Origin of the sequence: Actinophytocola sp. (assembly GCF_035942955.1) — a bacterium.
In the GTDB taxonomy this organism is placed as follows: Bacteria; Actinomycetota; Actinomycetes; order Mycobacteriales; family Pseudonocardiaceae; genus DASYTH01.
Genome location: NZ_DASZCQ010000016.1, coordinates 1 through 3,471 on the forward strand (window position 1 = coordinate 1; position 3,471 = coordinate 3,471).

Annotated in this window: 4 protein-coding genes; 2 read left to right on the top strand and 2 right to left on the bottom strand. The window is 71.1% G+C overall.

What is annotated here, in order from left to right:
• Positions 1 to 44: 44 nt before the first annotated feature.
• Positions 45 to 251 (bottom strand): cold-shock protein, encoded by a 207-nt coding sequence (locus VGX25_RS01335; RefSeq protein WP_326915640.1) that lies wholly within the window; start codon positions 249 to 251, stop codon positions 45 to 47.
• Between the two features lie 355 nt (positions 252 to 606).
• Here VGX25_RS01335 and VGX25_RS01340 point away from each other — a divergent pair, with 355 nt between their 5' ends.
• Together VGX25_RS01340 and VGX25_RS01345 are read left to right on the top strand one after the other, a co-directional pair.
• Complete coding sequence (locus VGX25_RS01340; protein ID WP_326915641.1) at positions 607 to 1,836, top strand: L,D-transpeptidase; 1,230 nt, start codon at positions 607 to 609, stop codon at positions 1,834 to 1,836.
• Between the two features lie 21 nt (positions 1,837 to 1,857).
• Positions 1,858 to 2,760: a helix-turn-helix transcriptional regulator gene (locus VGX25_RS01345; RefSeq protein ID WP_326915642.1), complete on the top strand. Its 903-nt coding sequence runs from the start codon at positions 1,858 to 1,860 to the stop codon at positions 2,758 to 2,760.
• Here VGX25_RS01345 and VGX25_RS01350 read toward each other — a convergent pair.
• Positions 2,757 to 3,305: a hypothetical protein gene (locus tag VGX25_RS01350; RefSeq protein ID WP_326915643.1), complete on the bottom strand. Its 549-nt coding sequence runs from the start codon at positions 3,303 to 3,305 to the stop codon at positions 2,757 to 2,759. The genes VGX25_RS01345 and VGX25_RS01350 overlap by 4 nt on opposite strands.
• Positions 3,306 to 3,471: the final 166 nt, after the last annotated feature.

Consider the following 3,471-nt stretch of genomic DNA (forward strand, 5'->3'; position numbering starts at 1 on the left):
GGGCCCCCGCCCACCCCGGCGGGGGCCCCTGGCGTTTCACATGGTCACTTCAGCGGGCGCACGTTCTGAGCCTGTGGACCCTTGGTCCCCTGACCAACCTCGAACTCGACACGCTGGTTCTCCTCCAGGGTGCGGAAGCCCTTGCCCTGGATCTCCGAGTAGTGCACGAAGACGTCGGCTCCGCCGCCCTCCACGGCGATGAAGCCATAACCCTTCTCAGAGTTGAACCACTTGACAGTGCCTTGTGCCATATACCTGCCTCCATCGCAGGATCAGCGTGGGACCGCACCATGCGTCCCCGGCAGCCCCCGGGCGTTGCCTCCGCCAACCTCAGCGAGAAAGCAGCACGCCCGCGTGTTGTTCCGCGAGCGTGGTAAAGCACGAACACAGAAACTACGGCCTGCGCGCAGGAGCCTATCGCCTGAGGTCGCGGCCGCACTACTACTCATCGCGTTCGAGGTGCCACGCAGAAGCCGATCTTCGGTGATCGCGCCGGTAGGGCGGCACGCCGCCTGAATGTGATCTGAGTCACATTCCCGTAAGCCAACGTTCGCCCAGCCCACGGCGTCGATATGGATGACAGCACAAGGCCAGGGGAGGGTCGGCTTGAACGCGGACAGCGGCTGCAGATGGAGACGTTCGACCCGGCTTCGTGGCCTCCTGGGGGCGCTGCTGGCGATCACGCTGGGCCTCGCGGCCTGCTCGAGCGATGACGGCGGCGGGCAGGGCGGGGACGACGCGCAGAACGGATCCCCGGGCGGCAACCAGAGGGTCGCGCCCGCGGCGGCGAAACCGGCCGCCGCGATCACGCTGTCCCCCGCCGCCGGCGCCGTCGACGTGAGCCCGACGGCGCCCATCGCCGTCGCGGTCAAGGACGGCACGATCGACTCGATCGCGCTGACCAACCCGGACGGCAAGGCGGTCGGCGGGACGCTGTCGAAGGACCGGACCTCGTGGGCGCCGAGCGAGCCGCTCGGTTACGACAAGACCTACACCTGGTCGGGCAGCGCGGTCGGGGCCGACGGCAACCCGGTCCCGATCACCGGCGCGTTCACCACGGTCAAGCCGAAGCGCCAGCCCCGCGCCAAGATCAACACCGGGGACGGCCAGACGTTCGGGATCGCGATGCCGATCGCGATCACCTTCGACGCCCCGATCACCGACAAGGCGGCCGCGCAGAAGGCGCTCACCGTCCTGCCCTCGGTTCCCACCGAGGGCGCATGGGCCTGGCTGGACGACCGCACCGTGCACTGGCGCCCCAAGGCCTACTGGAAGCCGGGCACGACCGTCGCGGTGACCGCCAAGCTCTACGGCGTCGCCTACGGCAACGGCGCGTACGGCCGGGAGGACCTGAGCTCGCAGTTCAGCATCGGGCGCGCCCAGGTCGTCAAGGCCAACACCCGGACACACCGCTGGGTGGTGATCCGCGACGGGCAGCAGGTCGCCGACTACCCGGCAAGCTTCGGCCTTGACTCCGATCCCGGCCGGGTCACCACGAGCGGCATCCACGTGGTGATGGGCAAGAGCCCGACGTACAAGATGACCAACCGGGCGTACGGGTACGAGGACTTCCCGGTGAACTGGGCGGTCCGGCTGTCGAACAACGGCGTGTTCTCGCACGCCGCCCCGTGGTCCGTCGGCGACCAGGGCAAGCGCAACGTCTCGCACGGCTGCGCCAACCTGTCTCCCAAGAACGCCAAGGAGTTCTACGACAGCGCCATCATCGGCGACCCCGTTGAGATCGAGGGCAGCACCAACCCGCTGTCGGCCAAGGACGGCGACTACTACGACTGGGCCATCTCCTGGGACAAGTGGCTCGCCAAGTCTGCCCTGTGACGCAGGGGGCATAGTGGCGGGGTGAGCCGACGACGGGTGCCCGGATCGCTGGAGCGGCGGTTCGCGGGGCTGGCGCGGATGCTTGACGGCGGGGCGATCGAGCCCGAGGAGCCGGGGAACGGGGACGGCGACGTCGCGGCCGGGTACCTGGTGGTGCGGGCCTCTGGGGCGAGCGCGGCGCGGATGGCGATCGCCGGGGCGGGACGGCCGAAGGCGGAGCCGGAGCAGATCCAGCTGGTGATGCGGGCGGCGCTGCCGGGGTACCTGCCGGCGGGCGGGGTGAGCCTGCGCCTTGCCGAGTGCGGGCTGCGGGCCCAGCCGGGCCCGGGACCGGGTCGCGGCGGCACGGTGCTGCTGACGGTGGCGACCGGGAAGCTGTCGATCAGCTACGGCGAGCTGCGGGCGTTGATGTTCCGGCCGGTGCCGCTGGACCGGGCGCTGCAGACGTTGTTCGCCGCGGCGGTGGCGCACCTGCTCGTGGTGGCCGATCGGTTGGATCCGCACGGGATCCGGCCGTACCTGACCGGGTTGGCTGAGCTGGTGCTGCGCACCGCGTTGCGCGACGAGCTGGACCGGGTCGACGCGATGGCCGCGCGGCGGCGGGCCGCGGTGGAGTACATCCGGGAGCACCTGGCGGATCCTGGGTTGTCGGCCGAGCGGATCGCCGACGCGTTGTTCATCTCGCGGCGCCGGCTGTACCAGCTGTTCGACGACGGGGACGGGGTGTCGGGGCGGATCAGGGCGCAGCGCATCGAGCGGGCCAAGGAGCTGCTGGGCGATCCGGCGCATGCCGGCAAGGGGATCGGGGAGATCTCGCGGCAGTGCGGGTTCACCAACGCGGCGCACTTCTCGCGGACGTTCCGCAAGCTGGTGGACGAGACGCCGCGGGAGTTCCGGGACCGGGTGCTCGGCACCGCGGACTAGAAGTCCACTGTGGACACCAGTTGGCCGAGCAGCGTGGCGAGCTCGAGCCAGCCGCGGCCGGTGCTGGAGTGCAGGGTGAAGACGGCCATAGTGTGGCTGTGCGGATCGAGGACAACGGCCTGGAGCTGGCAGCCGGTGGGTGGGCCGGTGCGCAGCGGGCCGTCGACGAGCACGCGCTCGGCGATCACGACGGGATAGCCGCGCTCGGTGCGGGCCTCGGTCACCTCGCGGATGTCGGGGCCGCCGGCGTCCTCAAGGTACCGGCGCAGCTCGTCGGCGGCGTCCGGCCCGAACGGCGCGTCGGCCGTGACGACCATGCCGATCAGCACGCCGGGGTCGGCGCTCGGGTGCTCGACGACGGCGACCAGGCCGGCGCCGTTGTCGTGGGCGAGCTCGGCGGCGTCCCTTGCGGCCAGCGCGATGCCCGGGTCGTGGGCCGACTCGGGCCCGCGCGCCTCGATGATCAGCTTGACCAGCTCGCGCTCGGTGTCGACGACCGACTCGGTCGAGACCGGGGTGATTCCCTTGACGGCGGCGAGCTTCAATCCGTCACCCCGCAAGCTCGGTGACGGCGACCCTGCCACCTCGTTCCTCGGTGGCGGGGCAGTGTCTGATCGTTCGCTTCGCTCACCGGCTGGCGGTCCCCCCGCTCGACGAGATCACCGCGGCGAGCGCGCCCGCGGCTCCCGGCGGCGCCTGCGCCGGCCCGCC